The sequence below is a fragment of the Paludisphaera soli genome, assembly GCF_011064595.1.
Classification (GTDB): Bacteria; Planctomycetota; Planctomycetia; order Isosphaerales; family Isosphaeraceae; genus Paludisphaera; species Paludisphaera soli.
Map to the genome: position 1 here is coordinate 1 of NZ_JAALJI010000175.1, position 311 is coordinate 311.

Below are 311 nucleotides of genomic sequence, written 5' to 3' on the forward strand. Positions count from 1 at the left end.
CTCGTAGCTCCAGCCGTAGAGCCGCATGACGACGAGCATCCGGAGGATCACCTCGAAGGGCGTGGACGGCCGGCCACGGGAGCGGGGCCGGGGATGGCGGCGGGCGAGGTCGCCCCGGACGAGCTCGAACAGCTCGTCGTCGTCGAGCAGACGGTCGAGCTGCTCGAGCTGGGGCTCGAAGCGGAGGCCGAGCCGGGGCACCAGCGCCAAGAGGTCGGTCCGGTCGTATCGATTCCCGAGCACGGCTCCAGCCCGCCGTCGGTCCGATCGAATAGGTTCCCGAGCGTGCCCCCAGCGTACAAAAAGCCTTG

At 69.8% G+C, this 311-nt stretch carries 1 pseudogene; it reads right to left on the reverse strand.

What is annotated here, in order from left to right:
* Nucleotides 1-243 (reverse strand): annotated as a pseudogene (locus G6O68_RS32200) (ISNCY family transposase); the annotation flags it as partial.
* Nucleotides 244-311: the final 68 nt, after the last annotated feature.